This is a genomic window from Mesorhizobium sp. WSM4898 (assembly GCF_029625845.1).
Classification (GTDB): Bacteria; Pseudomonadota; Alphaproteobacteria; order Rhizobiales; family Rhizobiaceae; genus Mesorhizobium.
Map to the genome: position 1 here is coordinate 1,345,205 of NZ_JARTVQ010000002.1, position 17,952 is coordinate 1,363,156.

The 17,952-nt window shown below is 62.2% G+C and carries 17 protein-coding genes and 1 tRNA gene; 8 read left to right on the plus strand and 10 right to left on the minus strand.

Annotation, left to right across the window (positions count from 1 at the left end):
* The first annotated feature begins 68 nt into the window (after positions 1 to 68).
* Together P9228_RS13875 and P9228_RS13880 are read left to right on the plus strand one after the other, a co-directional pair.
* The gene (locus P9228_RS13875) at positions 69 to 278 is read left to right on the plus strand and encodes a SlyX family protein (RefSeq protein WP_095826868.1); all 210 of its coding nucleotides are present in this window, start codon (positions 69 to 71) and stop codon (positions 276 to 278) included.
* A 38-nt stretch (positions 279 to 316) separates the two neighbouring features.
* Positions 317 to 724 carry a hypothetical protein gene (locus P9228_RS13880; RefSeq protein ID WP_095778792.1) on the plus strand — a complete coding sequence of 136 codons (408 nt, stop codon included), beginning with the start codon at positions 317 to 319 and terminating at the stop codon, positions 722 to 724.
* Here P9228_RS13880 and P9228_RS13885 read toward each other — a convergent pair.
* The 4 genes from P9228_RS13885 to P9228_RS13900 all read right to left on the minus strand — a co-directional run bounded on the left by P9228_RS13885 (position 719) and on the right by P9228_RS13900 (position 3,543).
* Positions 719 to 1,174 carry a GNAT family N-acetyltransferase gene (locus P9228_RS13885; RefSeq protein WP_278053913.1) on the minus strand — a complete coding sequence of 152 codons (456 nt, stop codon included), beginning with the start codon at positions 1,172 to 1,174 and terminating at the stop codon, positions 719 to 721. The two genes, P9228_RS13880 and P9228_RS13885, sit on opposite strands and share 6 nt — an antisense overlap.
* A gap of 70 nt (positions 1,175 to 1,244) precedes the next feature.
* Positions 1,245 to 2,234 (minus strand): BMP family ABC transporter substrate-binding protein, encoded by a 990-nt coding sequence (locus tag P9228_RS13890; RefSeq protein ID WP_067325733.1) that lies wholly within the window; start codon positions 2,232 to 2,234, stop codon positions 1,245 to 1,247.
* 196 nt (positions 2,235 to 2,430) lie between these two features.
* Positions 2,431 to 2,751 carry a hypothetical protein gene (locus tag P9228_RS13895; RefSeq protein WP_067002648.1) on the minus strand — a complete coding sequence of 107 codons (321 nt, stop codon included), beginning with the start codon at positions 2,749 to 2,751 and terminating at the stop codon, positions 2,431 to 2,433.
* Positions 2,752 to 2,916: 165 nt separating this feature from the next.
* Positions 2,917 to 3,543: a hypothetical protein gene (locus P9228_RS13900; RefSeq protein WP_245434839.1), complete on the minus strand. Its 627-nt coding sequence runs from the start codon at positions 3,541 to 3,543 to the stop codon at positions 2,917 to 2,919.
* 403 nt (positions 3,544 to 3,946) lie between these two features.
* Between P9228_RS13900 and P9228_RS13905 the strand changes: the two genes are divergently transcribed.
* A tRNA-Ser gene (locus P9228_RS13905) sits at positions 3,947 to 4,036 on the plus strand.
* Positions 4,037 to 4,180: 144 nt separating this feature from the next.
* Here P9228_RS13905 and P9228_RS13910 read toward each other — a convergent pair.
* Positions 4,181 to 5,041: a DUF1194 domain-containing protein gene (locus tag P9228_RS13910; protein WP_278053917.1), complete on the minus strand. Its 861-nt coding sequence runs from the start codon at positions 5,039 to 5,041 to the stop codon at positions 4,181 to 4,183.
* Between the two features lie 142 nt (positions 5,042 to 5,183).
* Between P9228_RS13910 and P9228_RS13915 the strand changes: the two genes are divergently transcribed.
* Positions 5,184 to 10,025, plus strand: a complete 4,842-nt coding sequence (locus tag P9228_RS13915) for a winged helix-turn-helix domain-containing protein (RefSeq protein WP_278053918.1) — start codon at positions 5,184 to 5,186, stop codon at positions 10,023 to 10,025.
* Positions 10,026 to 10,397: 372 nt separating this feature from the next.
* Here P9228_RS13915 and P9228_RS13920 read toward each other — a convergent pair whose 3' ends face one another.
* Positions 10,398 to 10,565, minus strand: coding sequence for a hypothetical protein (locus P9228_RS13920; protein ID WP_164746634.1), 168 nt, complete (start codon positions 10,563 to 10,565; stop codon positions 10,398 to 10,400).
* Between the two features lie 143 nt (positions 10,566 to 10,708).
* Between P9228_RS13920 and P9228_RS13925 the strand changes: the two genes are divergently transcribed.
* The 4 genes from P9228_RS13925 (at position 10,709) to P9228_RS13940 (ending at position 13,526) form a co-directional block, all read left to right on the plus strand.
* A complete protein-coding gene (locus tag P9228_RS13925; protein WP_067004189.1) occupies positions 10,709 to 11,188 on the plus strand; it encodes an MgtC/SapB family protein in 480 nt (159 codons plus the stop codon).
* A 97-nt stretch (positions 11,189 to 11,285) separates the two neighbouring features.
* A complete protein-coding gene (locus P9228_RS13930; RefSeq protein ID WP_278053919.1) occupies positions 11,286 to 11,642 on the plus strand; it encodes a hypothetical protein in 357 nt (118 codons plus the stop codon).
* Positions 11,643 to 12,280: 638 nt separating this feature from the next.
* Positions 12,281 to 13,201: an NAD(P)/FAD-dependent oxidoreductase gene (locus P9228_RS13935; RefSeq protein WP_278053921.1), complete on the plus strand. Its 921-nt coding sequence runs from the start codon at positions 12,281 to 12,283 to the stop codon at positions 13,199 to 13,201.
* A 19-nt stretch (positions 13,202 to 13,220) separates the two neighbouring features.
* Complete coding sequence (locus tag P9228_RS13940; protein WP_067318770.1) at positions 13,221 to 13,526, plus strand: hypothetical protein; 306 nt, start codon at positions 13,221 to 13,223, stop codon at positions 13,524 to 13,526.
* 83 nt (positions 13,527 to 13,609) lie between these two features.
* On the opposite strand, the gene P9228_RS13945 is transcribed toward P9228_RS13940, so the two are convergent.
* The 4 genes from P9228_RS13945 to P9228_RS13960 all read right to left on the minus strand — a co-directional run bounded on the left by P9228_RS13945 (position 13,610) and on the right by P9228_RS13960 (position 17,658).
* Positions 13,610 to 14,095: a DUF2269 family protein gene (locus P9228_RS13945; protein ID WP_095783489.1), complete on the minus strand. Its 486-nt coding sequence runs from the start codon at positions 14,093 to 14,095 to the stop codon at positions 13,610 to 13,612.
* Positions 14,095 to 15,378, minus strand: a complete 1,284-nt coding sequence (locus tag P9228_RS13950; protein ID WP_127241190.1) for an SDR family oxidoreductase — start codon at positions 15,376 to 15,378, stop codon at positions 14,095 to 14,097. Before P9228_RS13950 ends, P9228_RS13945 begins: the two co-directional genes overlap by 1 nt.
* Positions 15,379 to 15,451: 73 nt before the next feature.
* Positions 15,452 to 15,928, minus strand: coding sequence for a hypothetical protein (locus P9228_RS13955; RefSeq protein WP_067318776.1), 477 nt, complete (start codon positions 15,926 to 15,928; stop codon positions 15,452 to 15,454).
* Positions 15,929 to 16,476: 548 nt separating this feature from the next.
* Positions 16,477 to 17,658 (minus strand): SGNH/GDSL hydrolase family protein, encoded by a 1,182-nt coding sequence (locus P9228_RS13960; RefSeq protein ID WP_278053924.1) that lies wholly within the window; start codon positions 17,656 to 17,658, stop codon positions 16,477 to 16,479.
* Positions 17,659 to 17,952 lie beyond the last annotated feature (294 nt).

Genomic DNA, 17,952 nt, shown 5'->3' on the forward strand with positions numbered 1-17,952 from the left:
GACAAATCCCCCCGCGCTTGTCAATTTCGAAGGTGGCCGGGAGCTTCACATTCACAGAGACCGGGATGATGACGATGCCTGACGATCGGCTGACGACGCTGGAAATCCGCGCCGCCGAGCAGGAAAAGACGATCGAGGAACTGTCCGGCCAGATCGCCGAGCAGTGGACGGTGATCGAGCGCATGGAACGCAAGCTCGCCGCCCTTACCGATCGGTTCCTGGCCCTGGAGGAGCAGGCCGCTCCCGACGTGCCGGTGACCAAGCCGCCGCACTACTGAGCCTGCGGGGTCAGCGAGCGAGTTCGAGGAGAACGGTCATGGCCGGTGAAGGAGACCGCATCGCAAGGGCCGGCGACTATGTCTTCGGCCTGATGGACGAACGGGAGCGTGCTCGCGCCGAGCGCGACCTAGAGATCGATCCCGCCTTTCGCGACGCGGTGCTGCGGCTTGCCGAGCGCATGCGTGCTTTGGAGCCACAGGGAGCGTCGGCCACGGCTTCGGATGAGCGCTGGCAGCTTGTGCAGCGCCGGCTTGGCGAATTGCCGCAAATGCGGTTTGCCGGGCTGGACAAGGGCGATGCGAAGCCGCAGCCGATCGTGATCAACAAGATCGAGCGCAAGCCTTATGGCGTCGGCCTGCATTCCCTTGGCGGCCGGCTCGGCCTGGCTATCGCGCTCGCCCTGGCGGCCGCCTTCGCGCTGGGCTATCTCGCCGGCACGCTATAGGGCGCACGACATCAAAAGCATCGGCTCGCCCTCCTGCTCGAAAGCTTCCGTGGCAGTCCAGCCAAGCGCTTCGTAGAAAGATCGTGCCTGCCAGGTGTAGAGATAGAGCCGGTTAACGCCGGCCGACGCGGCGTGGCCTTCTATGGCCCTGACCAGCGCCGTGCCAACGCCCTGCCCTCGATACGCCTCGTCAACAACAAGCCCGGCGAGCCACGGCGTCAGATCATGCGCCGGGTCGATCTCGTTGCGGACGAAGAGGCAACTTCCGATCGGCGAGCCGCCGAGGCGGGCGACGACAGCCGCCTCGAACCCGTCGCCTGCGATCAGCCCGCGAAGTCCCGCCATATCCTCTGCGAGCGTCCGCCCGGTGCCTTCAAAGAAGGCGGCCAGGCGCAGCTTGGCGATCGTCTCGACATCGCGCTCCCTCATGACTTCGATAATCGGTTGCATGATGCTGGTCCCAAAAACAAACCGCCGGGCAAAAAGCCCGGCGGTCTAAGAAGCCTCGTTCAGTTGCCGATCAATATGGGCAGTTGTTGTCGGTGGTGTAATCGTGCACCTGGACCTTGCCGGCGATAATGTCGGCCTTGGCCTTTTCGACCGCCGCCTTCATCTCGTCCGTCACCAGCGCCTTGTTGTTGTCGTCCATGGCGTAGTCGACACCGCCTTCCTTCAGGCCGAGATTTTCGACGCCGCCTTTGAAGGTCCCGTTCTTGCCGTCCATGAAAGCCGTGTAGACGGCAACGTCCACGCGCTTCAGCATCGAGGTCAGCACCTTGCCGGGCTGCAGGCCGTTCTGGTTGGAGTCGACGCCGATGCCGAGCTTGCCGGCATCCGCGGCCGCCTGCAGCACGCCGACGCCGGTGCCGCCGGCCGCGGCATAGACGACGTCCGCGCCCTGATCGATCTGGGTCTTGGCGATCTCGCCGCCCTTGGCGGGGTCGTTCCAGGCGGCCGGGGTATCGCCGGTCATGTTCTGGATGACCTCGGTGGCCCCGGCAGACTTGGCGCCGCCGACATAACCACATTCGAACTTGCGGATCAGCGGGATGTCCATGCCGCCGACGAAGCCGACCTTCTTCGACTTCGACGCCATCGCAGCCAGAATGCCGACGAGGTAGGAGCCTTCGTTCTCCTTGAACACCAGCGAGCGGACATTGGGCAGGTCGACGGCATCGTCGATGATGGCGAAGTTGAGGTCGGTATATTCGGCCGCGACCTTCTTCAGCGCATCTTCCCAGGCAAAGCCGGCCATCACGATCGGGTTGCGGCCGTCCTCGGCGAAGCGGCGCAGCGCCTGCTCGCGCTGCGAAGCGTTGGAGACTTCGAATTCGACATAAGCGACGCCGGTTTCCTTCTTGAATTTCTCGGCGCCGTTATAGGCAGCCTCGTTGAAGGATTTGTCGAACTTGCCGCCGAGATCGTAGAGGATGGCCGGCTGGACATCCGCGGCGAAGGCCGGGAGAACCATTGCGGTTGCGGCCAGGAGGCCGAGAACGATACGTTTCATGTGATCCACACCCTGTCGGTTATTTTCCGTTGCACCGCACACCCTGCCCGGTTCTCCGGCAGGCATGCGACGTCAGGCAGGAAGTGTATGCCCCTCCCGCTCGCGGCCAATCTGGCACGGCCCGAAACAAAATTCACGTGGAATTTTGACCTGTTGGAAAAAGCGTGAAGGCCGACCGTTTCGGGCGGAGTCCGCGTCAGTTGGTCGGGGCGAATTCGTGGCGCCGCCGGCGGTAGCCGAGGGCGTAGAGCAGGAACGCCAATACCGCGAACACGGCGAATCCCGGCTGGCCGAGCACCCAGGCGATGATCCCGTCCCAGACCAGCGGACTGGCCTTGGCGCGCACATAGGTCTCGAACGCGGCGCGCGTGTCGGGCGATACCGCCAGCCAGCTTGCGTTGAGCGGCGTCATGACCAGCGCCGACGCCGCGACAGAGCGCGTGGTGTCGATCACCGCCATGATGACAGAAATCGACAACGCAACCATGGCCGCCAGCCGAAAGATGAAACGCAGCATCCAACGCACTCCCCGGGAACACTCCCGTCTGCCCCGCCAAACGACATAGAGCGTGCACAACCGCCACGCAATCGCGACACGTGATTTTGAGTTAGGCCCTCCGCGCCGCTTTGCGCCGGTTGACGCGCCAGATGGCGAAAATCCGGCCGCCGACGGCTCCGATGATCAGTCCGCCCAAGCCGATGAAGACAGCAAAAACCCGCAGGCGCCCTCGAAGCAGCTCATATGGGTGGCGTCGGCGATCAGCGACCCCGCGAAAAATCCGATGCAGGCGCCGATGGCGCCGCCAAGGATGATGCCGAGCAACGCGGCGACGAGCGAGACCAGGAGCGGCGGGCGTACGGCCTCGGGATTGGCATACACCGTGTCGGCGCCGGCGCCGCGCCGCAGGAGGTAGATGCAGAGCAGGCCGATGGCGATCTCGGCCACCGTGAAGCCCAGCCCTTCGGCCGAGAAGACGAAATCGGGCACAAGAAGCGTGTAGGCCTGACGCACGACGAGCCAAAGGATGATGGCGACCTGCCAGATCGTATAGTGACGCGGGAAACGCGCCGACCGGTTGAAGGCGAGGCCGAGCAGGTAAAGCCCCCACAGAATGGTCACGACGCCGCCGGTCAGCCCGCCGTAGATCAGGAAGAGCACGCTTTCCGGCAGATTGAAGTCGCCGATCAGCCGCCAGCTCGAGATCAGGCCATAGGCCGAAAGCGCCATCACGATGATCAGCCACGCCACCGGGATGAAGGAGAGCCCGCTGTCGGGCCGGCCCGCGGGCTGCTGGTTGATCGATGCCATGTCAGGACGATGCCCCTCGCAAAGCCCAAGCAGTTCCGGGAACTGCGTCGTGGTTTTCCGTCCGGAAGTGCACAAAACAAACGCCTCAGGCAGTCGACAGGCGGCCAGAGCCGAAGTCAAGCGCGGGAAACTCCGCCGGCCGGCCTGTGCACAGCATTCGGCTGCATGGCAGGCCACCGAGGCAGCTTCCGTGTCATCCACGGCAAAAGCCACGGAATGACTTGGCATTCGCTTTCGGATCGACTAGATGAGCCCCGCGCCTGTTTTGCCTAGACGGCTAGAGGTGCCGGGAAAGGGTTGCCTGCCGGTTGAAGGCACCTCAAATTTAGGCCGAGAGGCCTTCCCGAGGGAGATGCATCTCCCCAACCCGCGCGGCGAAACCGGCCGACGCGACATGCAAGACGGAGAGGTGGCCGAGTGGTTGAAGGCGCACGCCTGGAAAGTGTGTTTACGGGAAACCGTAACGCGGGTTCGAATCCCGCTCTCTCCGCCATCAATTTTCCTAATACTATGATATTTTCAAGCTGTTAGCGAAGAGGGAAGACACCTCAAAGCCATCCGCACTTGGCTGTTAGGCAGGTGGCCGGAAAGACGTTTCGTGCGGCCCGCCCACAAGCCCTCATGCTATCGCCGATCGTTATCGCCCTGGCAGCTGACCGATCAGGTTGCAATCGGTCGTGCTGTCTGAACGCGCCGTATAGGTGGCGTAGATCACCAGATCCGTGTTCATGGCGATTTCACGCACCAGCTTTCGACGGACTGCGGTGGCGAACATGGCGGGCTCTGTGACACCGATCGCAAACGCGTCTGGTCCGCCAATGACGCAGCGCTCGAAATAGGATTGCAGGTTGGAACGGCCATACCTCGCGAACCCGTCGGCCCCGCCAATCCGGGGCAGTGCGATAGGCAGCCCGTTGATCGTCACGCCTTCCGCGAGAAGAACCTGCCGGATGGGGTCAAGGAGTGCTCCCGCATTATTGGGTCCGTCGCCGGATATATCAACAACCCTGCGCGGGCTGCGCAAGCCACTATTCGCGAACAGATCATTCGCGGCAGACAATGCGCCGGAAATCGACGTTCCGCGGCCTTCAGTCAACGACAAAGCCGCGAGCCTGTCTGCCAAAGTGAGAGCGTCCTCGCGACTTTGGACGATTGTCCATGGCACGATGACGGTTTGCTGATTTGGCCCTGCCCACTCCAGATAGAGCACTGCAATTCTTCCACGCTCTCCCGACTTGACTGCCCCCGCAATGTCCGCGTGGCGGAAAGCGTCGACGTAGCCGTCGCGCTGCACTCTTTGCTCAACTTTGCTCATCGACGGCGAAACGTCCACTGCAAGGATCAATTGCAGATCGACGTCGACCAGGCCGTCCTGGGAACGGTCGGTTGAGTGAGCCTGGGGCGCCATTGCCAAGAACAGGGTCATCAGGCACACGCCTGTGAGCCGGAGCACCGGCCTTGCGCCCACACTTCGAGCAATCTGCACTTCGTCGTCCATGGTGAGCCTCTCGCTGACGCTGCGATTGTCGGTCCGAGGCGTCTCGGGGTCACGAACGGCTTCCGATCATTTGCCGAAATCGGCGCTCCCCGCCCGATGTGAATGATGATGGCAAGCGCGAAACCGTGCTAGGATCGAAACATTGGACTGCGGCTTCGTGCTTGAGGGAAACGGCTTGAGTAGCTCGCCGCCCACGATGTTCGTGCTCAACGGCGTTACCGTCGACGTGAGCAGCGAGACCTTGCGCGACAAATCCAACAGCACAATCGCACTTCGTCACCAAACCTTCGCGGTGCTTCGTCACCTTCTGGAGAACGCTGATCGCGTCGTCACCAAGGACGAGCTGATGAGGGCGGTCTGGAACGGGATCGCGGTCACCGACGACAGCCTTGTGCAATGCATTCACGAGATCCGTGCGGCGCTCAATGACGGTCGGCAGGCTGTTGTGGAGACGGTGCCTCGGCGCGGTTACAGGCTGGTCCGTCCTTCAAGCGCCGGGCCAAGAATGGCCACTATCCTGGCAGCCGAACTGGCTGCTGACGGTCGGCCGCCAGGTGAGGCTGAGCGGGGCGCTGCTGTACCAATCGGGCCGTACAGGCAGATCGTCGATCGGCTGCTGGTGCAACATGCCGGTCGCGTGTTCTCGAGCGCCGAAGAGAGCGTGGTCGCCGAATTCGCAGGCCCTGTCGAGGCCTTGCGGTGTGCGAGCGACATCCAGCATGAGGTCGACAGACGGAATTGCCAAGTTCCCAAGACAAAGCGCCTGCGCTTCCGCATCGGGCTTCACCTCGGTTATGTCGTCGACGAGGGCGACCACCTCGGGGGCGAGGCGGTCGAGGTCGCAGCCCATGTTCAATCATTGTCACGACCGGGCGGGATTTGCATCACGGAAGCGGTTCATGCCCAGGCTCGAGACCGGCTCCCGCTGGAATTCATCGAGCTTGGCGAGCAGAAGCTGAAGGACGTCGCACGTGCCCTGCGCATCTACCGCGTACCTCTTGCTTCAGAGGAACCGGTCAGGTCGCCATTTCGCGGTCTCGATGCCTTCGAATTCGAAGATGCCGATCTCTTCTTCGGCAGAGCGCGGGCGATTGCTGCCTGCACTTCAAGACTGGAGCAGCAGGCAGCAAGCGGCACCGCATTCCTGCTAATCTACGGCATGAGCGGTTGCGGCAAGTCTTCCCTCCTGCGCGCTGGCCTGCTGCCGTCATTGATCCGGCCCGGAACCGTGGCGGGCATATCGTTGTGGCGCCGCTGCCTGATCCGCCTCTCCGAAGGACCGGATTCATTCGCTGTGCTGGCTGCGGCGCTGCTTAGCGAAGCTGCTGTGCCGGAACTGGCCTGCGAAGTAACAGCCGCGGAGCTCGCTCGGCTTTGCAGAAGCGCGCCGGATCGGGCGCTGGCGATGGTTCGCCAGGCACTTGGCAAAGCCGCTGGGTCGGCCCGCTCGCAGATCAGATTGGTTGTCGCCATCGATCAGCTGGAGGAGCTGTTCACGACGGAGAAGCAGCCGGCGACGCGCGAGGCTCTCGTGCGGCTCATGACGCTGCTCGCCGCGAGCGGACTGGCCTGGGTGATCGCGGCGATCCGTTCAGATTTTTTTCACCGTTGCGGCGAGGTCCCGGGGTTCTCGGCGCTCAAGGATGGCCTCTCCAGCTACGAACTCCTGCCGCCGACTGGCCCGGAGATCGGTCAGATCATCCGTGAGCCGGCGGGCGTTGCCGGACTCCGCTTTGAGGAGAATGCCGAGTTGGGGCGACTCGATGACGTGCTGCAGGAGGCAGCAGCTGCCGATCCCGGATCATTGCCGCTTCTGGAGTTTGTGCTCGACGCGTTGTACCAGGCCGGCCGCCAGCGCCGCGTTCTCACCTTTGCGGATTATCGCGCGCTCGGCGGGCTCGAAGGCGCAATCGCGCGCCGCGCCGATGAAGTCGTGGATTTACTGGCGCCCGAGATCCAGGAGGCCTTACCGACGGTACTGGGCGCCCTCACAACTGCAAGTCTGAGCGATGACACCGTGACGGCACGTCCAGCCCTGCTCACCGAAGTCGCAGGTACTCCCGCGCGATCGGCGCTGGTCAGGGCCCTGATCGACGCGCGGCTCCTCGTCAGCGACGAGAACGCCGCAGGGCGTGTCTTCGTGCGCGTTGCACATGAAGCACTGTTGAGACGCTGGCCGCGCGCAAGTGACATTGTGAATGCAAACCGGAATTTTCTCGAGACGCGCGAACGCCTCAGGGCTGATGCCCACCGATGGCACCTGGAAAGCAGGAATCGAGAGCTTCTCCTTCCGTCCGGCAAACGTCTGGCGGAGGGCGAAGAACTAATGTTGTCGAGACGGGAGGAGATCGACGATTATGTCCTTGAGTACATCGAGGAGTCTTTGCGTGCCCATCGGCAGAAAGAGGAGAAGGACCGGCACGCAGCGCTAGCGCTGATCGAGGCCGCCGAAGAGGCAAAACACGAGCGCCTGGAGCGCGAAGCCGAGCGCCGGAGCCTGGCGGCGGCCGCAGCAAACCGGCTTTCCCGACGTACCCGCAACGCAGCGATTGTGGCGATAATGCTCGCTCTCATCGCGGGCGCAGGCGCGCTGGTCGCCTTCAGGGCGCAGGAGGAAGCGAGGTCGCAACGCGACCAGGCGATGCGAAATCAGTTCCTTTCGCTCTCCTTCCTTTCGGAACAGTCCACCGGGGCAGGCAGCACCGAGGCTGCGATCCTGTTGGCGCTTGAAGCGCTGCCCTCAAAAGACCAATCCGAGCGGCCATATCTGTTCGAGGCGGAAGCAGCCCTCTACAAGGCTCTCCTGGCGCACCACCAGATCAAAATCTTCCGGCATGGCGCCGGCGTGACGGATGCGGCATTCAATCCGAGCGGCGATCGCATCGTCACCGCATCCTACGACAAGACTGCAGCCGTCTGGGACATCTCCAGCGGTGCCGAAACTGCAGTTCTAAAGGGTCATGAAGAGGCCTTGGAGAGGGCTGAATTCGGCCCGGACGGGAGCCGTATCCTGACGGCCGCGAGGGACGGCACTGCACGTCTCTGGGACGCCGTCTCGGGAGAACAGCTCTTCATCCTGCGGCCGGTAGGCAGCTATCCAACGGCAATCTTCAGCCCGGATGGAACCCAGGTGCTGACGGCGGGGGAGAACAGCGATGCAACGCTCTGGGATGCTCGGACTGGAAAGAAAGTCCTAGGTGTAAAAAGCGACGCATATACGCGTGCTGTTTTCAGTTCAGACGGCCGCAGCTTCGCGACGGCAGGCAAGCATTTTGTTTCGATCTGGAATAGCGCAGACGGCGCGCTGACGCGGTCAATCCGAGTGACCTCCTGGCCCTACAGCCTGGCGTTCAGCCCGGACGGAAGCCGGATGCTGGCCGGCCCCTGGGGTTGGCATTCACACCGCGACACTTCCAGCCTTTTCGATTTGTCGAAAGGAACGGAGATCGCAAAGCTGGCCGGCAGCAAGAGCGACACGCAATTGAACGGCGTCATTTTCAGTCATGGGGGTCAGCGAATCGCCACGGTATCCATCGATGGCACTGCCCGAATTTGGGATGGAGCGTTGGGAACGCTGGATCATGTGCTAGGCCAAGAGGTTTCGGGGTTGAAGGCAGACATCGATACGGATGAACGCGATGTGGAGATGAACGGTGCTTTCACTCCGGACGACCGCTTCCTGGCGACTGCCTCGGTCAATGGGCCGATCCGCATCTGGGACGCTGAACGCGCCTCGTTGGTGACGACGATCGCCGGTCATGAATCCTTGGTCGAGCATATGGAATTCAGCCCGGTCGACAGCAACATTCTTCTCACTGCTTCACACGATGGCACTGCTCGGCTGTGGGATGTCGACGGCGCGCTGACGACTGCGCTCTCACATGAATATCGGCCGACTTTCGCGGTCTTCAGTCCCGACAACGTCCACCTGCTGACCGGCGGCGGCGACAGCGCGGCGCACCTGTGGGATGTCGTGAGCGGGCGCGAGACAATCCGGCTCGATACACATGAGATCGTTCAAAGCGCGACGTTCAGCCCAGATGGAAGGCGCGTCGCGACGGCATCTCTTGGGGGGCAGGTCCGTGTTTGGGATATGGCCACGGGACACGAGACCGCCCAGTTCCGATCACATCGCGGCCTGATCCAGATCCAGTTTGGTCGCGACGGCAAATCGCTTCTCTGCGCATCGATGAACGGCACCGCGCAGCTGTGGGACGCGGCGACCGGCACCGAGCTAGCCGCCATTAACACGAGCAGCAACCTACCGCAGGCCATTCTTAGCCCTGACGGAAATCTGATCCTCTCGGCCAGGGAAGACAATGCGGGCCACCTCTTGACGACGGGCGGAGCCGAGCTCAGGGTTCTTGTGGGGCATCAGGATCGCATCACGGCAGCGGCCTTCAGCCCGGACGGTCAACTCGTCGCCACGGGCTCACTCGACCACACGGCTCGCATTTGGTCGACCACGGACGGAGCAAGCGTCAGAACGCTAGTGGGACACACCGGCGCGGTAACGGTCGTCGCCTTGAGCCCCGACGGTCAGTTGCTGCTGACCGGCTCGCGCGATGGAACCATCCGGATCTGGAGCGTCGCTGGCGGACTGGAAAGGGCCGTTCTAAGGGGCCACAGCGGCGCGGTGGACAGCGCCCAGTTCAGTCCCAACGGTTTGTATGTCGTGACCGCGTCCTCGAAGGATCGCACGGTCCGGCTCTGGGCGACGCAATCGGGACGCCAGATTGCCGTCCTCGGCAGCCACGACGAAGCAACCATTCTACTGGGCTTTACACGCGCAGCTTTCAGTTCCGACGGCACCCGCGTTGCAATTGTTTCCGGCGAAAAAGATGTCCGCATCCTTCGCGTCTTCCAAACGTCCCGGGACCTCATTGACTTCGCCCGGCGCACCGTCCCTCGCGAACTCACCGCTTGCGAGCGGCGAAGCTTCTTCCTTCCTGAAGACCCTGCAATTGGCACTTGTCCGGGCTGAGGTCGACAACGGGGTCAGAGCCCTTGTGATCAATCTGCGATGCCAGGCCGATACCGCAGCATGTTTTCGATCTTCTTCGTCCGCTGTGGAGGGTGCGTAGCAGCCATTCCGGGTCTGGGTTGGGCATTCTGATCGAATTCATAAGAAACTGGGATGGAGACGTGTCTGTACCTCAGACAGGTAGGCTTGCCGGTCGCCATCCAAGGCAACCGTGAAGCAAACAGCGCAACGAGCCGGCGCGAAAGCCAAATTTTTTCAATTATTTAGATGCGAACTCGAAAGACGCTCTCTTCGCCAGCACTCCAACAGTCGGGATGGCGGCAAGCCGCATCGTGGGCGGCTCAGATTGCGCGCTCTGGGGTGTGGATCGGCCTATGGTTCGTCCTTGTCGATCCCGATGCTCTCGCCCTCGCCATGCACCTGGTTCCGGTCCCAATCGTTGGTCTTGTCAGGCGTTTTCGCGGCAGCTTTTTGGTTTTCCCGTTCCTTGTCCTTGCGGGGCTTAGGACCGGGCAGATCGCGCGATGATTTGGGTTCCATTGAGGTGTGTCCCTGTCAGTCGAACAGAACCCAACGTGGGCTGAGCTCGAATGTTCCGGCGCTTCGCCGGCGATATGCATTGCAAGGACATCCCGGCGTCCTGCGGAAGGAACCGGGCAGCCCACAGATACGTTCTGGCGCTCATGGATGAGCTTGTTGAACGTTTCGGGCAGCAAACCTGGCTGCCATTTTCCGTAATTTCAGCCAGGCTTTTACTGGCTGCGGTTCTTGGCTCACTCGTCGGCATGGAGCGTGAATGGCGTAACCGGCCGGCCGGGCTGAGGACGCATATCCTGATCTGTCTAGCAACCGCCTTGATCGCCATCCTGGCCATCGAAATCACCCATCTCCCCGTCTTCGATGGCCAGGAGATAGCCATTGACCCCATCCGCCTGATTGAAGCCACAACTGCCGGCGTCGCATTTCTGGCTGCAGGGCTAATATTCTTCTCCAAAGGGGAAGTTCAGGGGCTGACGACCGGCGCGGGAATGTGGCTGGCCGGTGCCATTGGATTGGCAGTGGGTCTCGGGTTCTGGCAGATCGCAATTCTTGGCACAGTCTTGGCGCTGATCGTGCTAGGGCTTTTGCAGCTGGTGCAGGTTGCCCCAAAGGACAAGCAATAGTCGGAGCATTTGGAGGCAGGGCGTCCAGTCCCTGCGCTTGTCGGCGTTACAGTGTTTTGCTGAATTGCAGATTCCGATCGTCTCGGCCGGCGCACTCATGGCAGATCATGACCTGTCACCAGATCAAGTGCAGACACCCATGGTCCGGCCCGACAAGGCAGGAATCCTCCTAGCCATTTTCGGCTCTGCGCAGCAGCCGCGACAAGTGCTGCCGATGCATCGCCTGCATGTCTTCAAGCAGTTGGAGGAAGCGCAGGGCGTCATCGGTCGGCAATCCCTGATCGCTGAGGTCGGCAACCAACTCGTGCTGAAGGCGAAGGTGCCGCTCGCCTTCGTGAACATGCCGCCTGGCCTTTTCGATATCATCGTCGATTGCCATTTACCGGAACGTCGCTGGTGTCGTGACGTTCCTCGGGTGGGCTGTCCAAGATTGGAACTGATTGCGCGGCCATGACTTGTTATGGAGCGGTCGTTTACCGTTGGGACGTAGCCGTCTCGGCAGCACAAAGCCCGTCGCTTACGCTCATTAGCTGCGACGGGCTTTTCAAGTCTTAGAAAATGTTAATGTCGGTTGCCGCAAGCGCGGCGCATAATGGAACTCTGCCCCGCTGCGCGGGGTAAGGGCCCGGCCTGTATGTCAAGCCCCCAACCCCGCCCGGCAGGCCGGGCTACTTTGATCCACAAAAGCGAACTTTTGCACCGTCCGGTCCGCCGCGTGGCGAGAACGGCGGCCTGCGGCGTGTGAAGGCAGCCGAACGTCGTCAGCGTCTGGCGAGACAACGGATCGGCGCGCAACGCGAATGCGCGGCGGAACCAATAGGCAAGGGCGCGGTTGGGACAGATGTTCGCCTATAACGAAACAACTGATCCCGCGCTTACCGGTGCGCGCGGTCGAGGCCGAATTTTGCGCCCTCGTTTCTGTCCGTTCGGAAGGAAACGCGGCCATCCTCACGAGCGGCACCTGTGTCGGCCTCATTCTTATGAGAACCGGGAAGCAGTCGCGCACCTTGGTCTTAGTCACCAACAGAAAAGTTCGTTTGCCGGGCACGAGCCGCTTGCAATAGCTCTGCATCACCTCCCGGGAGTTCTTTGGTGATCAAAGACGAGAGCGTCTGTCAGGGGGAACGAATTGACTGCTTGGTTATCGGTGGCGGCCCGGCCGGCTTGGCAGCAGCGACGTATCTCGGGCGCTTTCGCCGCCGGGTCGTCGTTGTCGATTCCGGTCAAAGCCGCGCGAAGCTCATTCCGATTACCCGCAACTGTCCCGGCTTCCCCGGCGGCATAGCCGGCGCCGACCTGCTGAACCGGCTGCGGCAGCAGGCTTTGCAGAGCGGAGCCGATCTTAGGCACGATGTAATCCACGAGATTGGCCGCGACGGAACGGATTTTATTGCGATCGGTTCGACAGCCATTCGTTCCCGCGCGGCGCTCCTGGCTACTGGCATTGTCGATAAGCTTCCCGAGACGCCTTCGGCAGACGATATGATCAGAGCCGGCACCTTGCGCCTCTGTCCGATCTGTGACGGCTATGAGGTGATCGATAAGCGCGTCGCAGTGATAGGCCCGGCGGAAGAAGCCGCGAAGAAGGCATTGTTCATGCGGACCTATACTCGCGACGTCACTCTACTGACGACCGATGCTTCGAGTGAAATTGCAGATGCCGGCCGACTGATCCACGAAGCTGGAATCCAGCTCGAGCCCTGCATCCCTCATTCACTCCGACCCTCGGGAGAGCAGGCCACCATTCAACTCTCCAACGGAACAGCATCCTCATTCGATACCGTCTATCCAGCCATGGGATGCACGATAAGGTCGCAACTTGGCCTAGATCTCGGGGCGACATGCGACGAGCTTGGAAATCTTGTCGTGGATGCGCATCAGCGCACGGTCGTGCCAGGCCTGTATGCCGCTGGCGATGTGGTCAACGAAATCAATCAGATTGCTGTCGCATTCGGCCACGCCTCGATCGCAGCCACCGACATGCATAACTATCTTGACGATACCAAGTGCTAGTTTTCACCGGTGAATTGCGATGCATCTTGTTCAGATCCTGCTTCCCTGCTCGGACAATAACGGCCAGCCTTTCGCTCAAGAAGATTTCGACCGCGTGAAGGAAGAACTGGCGAGTCGCTTCGAAGGCGTTACTGCTTACCTTCAGGCGCCTGCCGACGGTTTGTGGAAAAAGGGTGCCGAGTCCAACGCCGACAAGATTGTGATCTTCGAAGTCATGGCCAACGAGGTCGATCTCATCGACTGGCGTGAACGCCGGATCGCACTCGAGCGGTGGTTTCGACAGGAGAAGGTGGTTATCCGCTACATGCCGATCGCGCTGGTATAGTCGTTCTTGTCCATGCACGGGAAATCAGAGCCGGCGCCTCTCCTCCCGGCGTAGCTCAGATGAGTTCGCTCGGCCCGCCGGCATCAGCCGGTCCCGAACCATTCGATGGCCGGGCGGGTGATCATCAGCCATAGGATAGCGGCGACCGCGCCGAAGGCCGGAAAGCCGAAGACGAACCAGAGCCGGAAAAGCCGGTGATAGCGCGGCGGAAGCAACTGGCCGGCTTTCGCCGCCGCCAGGGCAAGATCGCGCATCTCCATCTGCATCCAAACCACGGGAAGCCAAAAAACACCGGTCACGACGTAGAGAAGGATCGACAGCGCGATCCAGCCGTCCCAGAGCGAATAGCCGACGAGCCAGGCAAGCGCGACGCCGGTGATCGGTTGCGCCACAACTGCCGTTGCCGTGAACAGGAAATCGGCGATCACGACAATGCGCGCGACAGCGGCCACGGTAGCCGGGTTGCCGGTCCGGTGTGCAAGCAGCATGAAGAAGGCGATGCCAGCGCCCGTCCCCAGCAGGACCGCCGCGCCCACGATATGGAGATATTTGAGACCGAAGTAGAGCATCAGCGCTCCTCCAGGATCGCCAATGCGACGAAGTGCAGAAGAACGATCGGCAGGATCTTCATCAGCGGGCCGAGCGGTTCATTCCACAGATCGGGCCGCAGGAGCGTGCCGGCCAATGCATAAAAAACGCATACGCCGATCGCTCCCCAGAGCCCAACGCGCGCGGTTTTGCGAAGCGCGATGAGAAGGCCGATGACCAGGTCGGCCAGCGCGCCGGCGATGACCAACGGCGCCGCCAGCGCGCTCACCGCGGTACCGATCAGGAGTTGGACGCCGCTCTGCCATCCGGTTGTCAAGGATATGATTCCGGTCATGATCCAGAAGAACGGCAGCACCGTGAAGATCGCGGGTTTGATGAAGTAGAGGCCGGCAAACCACCTGTCCTGCACCGTGGCTGGGTTTGCGGCGAGTGCTGTCGGGAGACCTCGCGGCTCGATCCCGGTTATCGCCTTCCAGGGTCCGGGATCACCGGTTGCTCCCCGGCTGATCTCAAGGGCGGCGTTGGTGCGCATGGGAGGGCGCCATCCCAGCACACTGACGGCGTCACCCAGCCGATAAAGTAGACGCGCCGCCCATCTCGGGAGAGCCAGGACGCGAGCCTCGTCCCATCCAAGCCACCTGCGGTGATGCGCGACTACCTCCTCCATGGCGAAGGCGTCCGGACCAGCAAGGTCGAGAGCGATCCGTGACGGGCTGTCAGGGCTGAGGAAAAACGCCACCGTTTCGACCACGTCCTCAAGTTGAACCACCTGCAGACGGCCGGAGCCGGGCATGGAGGGCAGCAGAGGAAGCGCGGCAAGGCCGCGAAACAGGGCGCTCGCTCCAAAAACGGGGCGGCCCAGAACGACGGAGGGTCTCAGCACGACCCAATCCAAGTCGAGCGTCATCAAGGCCTCCTCGCCGGCATATTTGCTGGCGGAGAAGGCCGAGGGTTGCTCACGATCGACGCCGATAGCGGAAAAGTGGATGACCCGGCGCACCCCGGCTTGCTGGCAGGCACGAAACAGCGCCGCTGCGCCCAATGCATGAACCCCTGTCGTATTTTCGCTGGCGCTGTCCTGCAGAACACCGGCACAATTCACCACCAGGTCAACGCCTTGAAGAGCACTGCCCCAGTTCTCGGGGGCGAGCGCCTTCGCCATATCGATGGCGACCGTTCCCGCCTCCCCCGCCCGGCTTGATCGGCGTCGTGAGGCCCGCACGACCTCGTGCCCTGACGCGACCAAACGCGCGCACACCGCTGTGCCGATGAGACCGTTCGATCCCGTTACGAGAACCTTCATTGCCGATGTCCCGCCGGACAAGACAGCGCGGCGGGCCGAAGGGTCGGATCGTTCCGCAGAACGCGCCGCCCGGTCACCGGCTTCTCCTCTCGGCTTGCTGGTCGAACGCCTCGATGGCGGCGCGTTCCATCTCTCTCAGTGATCTCGAAAGCGTCAGGCCCCAAACGACATGAGCTGCAATCATCAGCATGTTTCTCCTGATGGGGTGACGGTGCGCCGGGGTCAGAATGCGGGCGGCGGGAATCCAACCGAGATAGCTCAGCGCCCAGATGCATAAGCCGTAGGCGATCCCGCTCCCTCGAGTGGTGGGCAGCAGGGCAAACAAAGCACCGGTGAGACCGCCAAACCCGAAATGCGCAAGCAGTGTTCTTGAACGTGCTTCGCGCTCGTCAACAGCTGGAAAAGTGCGGTCGACGATCTCGCGGGGCGGAAGCGGATAGCGCTCGTCGTCGGGCAGGACTGCGTGCAGGCGCCTCATCGTTGCTGTCATCGCCATGGTCGCCGCGACGCCTGCCACAGCCCCAAGCAACGCCTTATCGAGCGGCCGCATTGCTCACCATCTCTTCTCCATTGGGATCGAAAGACGACCTTTGCGTCCAGCCTGACGTCGACGCTTCAGGCCAGAGGCAAGAATCAACGCCGTCGTCCTCGACCCTCACTTCGCTTTAAAACCTCCATCAACCCGGCAAGCCGGTCAGGGAGCCACCTCTCGGTCCGAAACAGCGGAAGTGCACGCAGATGGCGCCTCATTATCTCACTGGAAAACTGGCGCCTCAGTAGCTGCGCAACCTGCTCATTATTATGTCTTCTATGTCCAACCATTTTCGTGACCGCAATCGGTTCGGTCACCAAACCGGAAAGACTTGCAGTTTGTTCCTGGACAGCTGAGCTGTTCTGCCAGCTCCATTATGCTAAGTGCTCGTCGTCCTGTTCCGAGGTTGGCCATCCGTGTTTTCGCCGAATTGCACCCGACGACGGGCGCCGATATTGGAGCACGACCGGGGCGGGTCGCACCAAGAATGGTGACATGGGCGGCGCCGCCAACATCCAGAAGGCGCCGGCGCGGGCAGCAGCCGCCACTCGCAGAACCAGGTAATCCTATTGGCCGCGAAGCAAGCTCTCGAAAGCTTCCTCGAACAGCCTAGCCATCTCGGCATAGCCGCCGTCGGACGGATGCAGGCCGTCGCCGCAATCGAAGGCGGCGAGCAGCCTCGACGGGTTGGCGGGATCGGCCAGCGCACGCTCGAAATCGACGACGGCATCGGCTTCGCCCGATGTCCTGATCCAGGCGTTCACCGCCTCACGGTCGCGCTCCTTGGTCGCAGAGTAGAAGGTTCTGAGCGGCTGGCCTTCGAAGGCGCCACCGAAGGGCGGCAGCGTGCCAAGCAGCACCTTGATGCCGTTGAGGCGGGCGCGTGCGATCAATTGCCGGTAAGCCGCGATCAGGCTTTCGACGGCGACGGCCTCCTGGCGACCGGCAAGCATGGTTTCCGGCCAGCCGATGTCGTTGATGCCTTCCAGCACCGAGACCCATCGGACGTTGGGAAAGCCCAGAACGTCGCGGTCGAAGCGGGCGAGCGCGTTGGCGCCGCGGGCGCGGCTGGCAAGCACGCGGTTGCCGCCGATCCCCTGGTTGAGGACGCCGATGCCTGACAGCCGGCCGCTTTTCGCAAACCGCTCCGCCAGCCGGTCCGGCCAGCGCGCATTGCTATCGACGGTCGAGCCGAAGCCGTCGGTGATGGAATCGCCGAGACAAACCAGAGAGCCACTGTCCGGCCCGCTCTCGACCAGCACGGCGCTGAGGAAATAGCGGCTGGTCGAGGTCTGCTGCACCGGCAGTTCGGCTGCGTCGGCGAAGTCGCCGATTTCGGAGATGTAGGCGGTCTGCTGCGCCTCGTAGTGATAGGTCTCGATCGGCGCGAAATCGGGGAAATAGAGGCTGATCGCGATCTGCCCGAGATCGGCAACCGATAGGTCCACAACATCGCCGAGCAGCGGCGCGCCGGGCGCTAGATCGGTCTGCCGTTCGCCGCCGAACGTCACCTGCCGGATGCTGCCGGCGTCGACCTCGCCGTCTTTCGCGGCAAGCGCGACGGTCGCGGCGCCGATCCGAATCGGCGAGCCGCCATATTCATTGGACAGCCTCAATCGCAACCTCTCACCGCCGGTGCTGACGCGCACGACTTGGCGTACCGTCTGCTGGTGGAAGCCATAGAGCACGGCGTCTCCCGGCCAGACGTTCATCGGGCTTGCGCTCCAGGTTCCGATCCAGTGCTTCATTCTCTCCATCCCTTCGGTTTCGACGCGCGGCCCTCCGCCAGACAGATAGTCGCGGCTTGCGGCGCGAGCTACCGGTTGCGCTTTCCGCGACACATAGATTTTTGACTCCGAATGCAACGCGCCGGAGGTCGAGCATGTTGTAGCGCAGTCGTAATCGCGGCCTCGGCTTTCACTAGCGGAATCAAAAAAGTACTAACACCCGCCCCGGAACGTGGTGGCTGGCCGGATAGCGCGCGCCTAGCCTGATCAGATCGTCCGGGGGAGGAAACGTTCCGGGGGATGTTTGGGGCTGAG

Coding starts and splice junctions, on each gene's coding strand:
- P9228_RS13875 (WP_095826868.1), top strand. CDS start 69: ATGACGATGCCTGACGATCGGCTGACGACGCTGGAAATCCGCGCCGCC.
- P9228_RS13880 (WP_095778792.1), top strand. CDS start 317: ATGGCCGGTGAAGGAGACCGCATCGCAAGGGCCGGCGACTATGTCTTC.
- P9228_RS13885 (WP_278053913.1), bottom strand. CDS start 1,174: ATGCAACCGATTATCGAAGTCATGAGGGAGCGCGATGTCGAGACGATC.
- P9228_RS13890 (WP_067325733.1), bottom strand. CDS start 2,234: ATGAAACGTATCGTTCTCGGCCTCCTGGCCGCAACCGCAATGGTTCTC.
- P9228_RS13895 (WP_067002648.1), bottom strand. CDS start 2,751: ATGCTGCGTTTCATCTTTCGGCTGGCGGCCATGGTTGCGTTGTCGATT.
- P9228_RS13900 (WP_245434839.1), bottom strand. CDS start 3,543: ATGGCATCGATCAACCAGCAGCCCGCGGGCCGGCCCGACAGCGGGCTC.
- P9228_RS13910 (WP_278053917.1), bottom strand. CDS start 5,041: ATGGACGACGAAGTGCAGATTGCTCGAAGTGTGGGCGCAAGGCCGGTG.
- P9228_RS13920 (WP_164746634.1), bottom strand. CDS start 10,565: ATGGAACCCAAATCATCGCGCGATCTGCCCGGTCCTAAGCCCCGCAAG.
- P9228_RS13925 (WP_067004189.1), top strand. CDS start 10,709: ATGGATGAGCTTGTTGAACGTTTCGGGCAGCAAACCTGGCTGCCATTT.
- P9228_RS13930 (WP_278053919.1), top strand. CDS start 11,286: ATGGCAGATCATGACCTGTCACCAGATCAAGTGCAGACACCCATGGTC.
- P9228_RS13940 (WP_067318770.1), top strand. CDS start 13,221: ATGCATCTTGTTCAGATCCTGCTTCCCTGCTCGGACAATAACGGCCAG.
- P9228_RS13945 (WP_095783489.1), bottom strand. CDS start 14,095: ATGCTCTACTTCGGTCTCAAATATCTCCATATCGTGGGCGCGGCGGTC.
- P9228_RS13950 (WP_127241190.1), bottom strand. CDS start 15,378: ATGAAGGTTCTCGTAACGGGATCGAACGGTCTCATCGGCACAGCGGTG.
- P9228_RS13955 (WP_067318776.1), bottom strand. CDS start 15,928: ATGCGGCCGCTCGATAAGGCGTTGCTTGGGGCTGTGGCAGGCGTCGCG.
- P9228_RS13960 (WP_278053924.1), bottom strand. CDS start 17,658: ATGAAGCACTGGATCGGAACCTGGAGCGCAAGCCCGATGAACGTCTGG.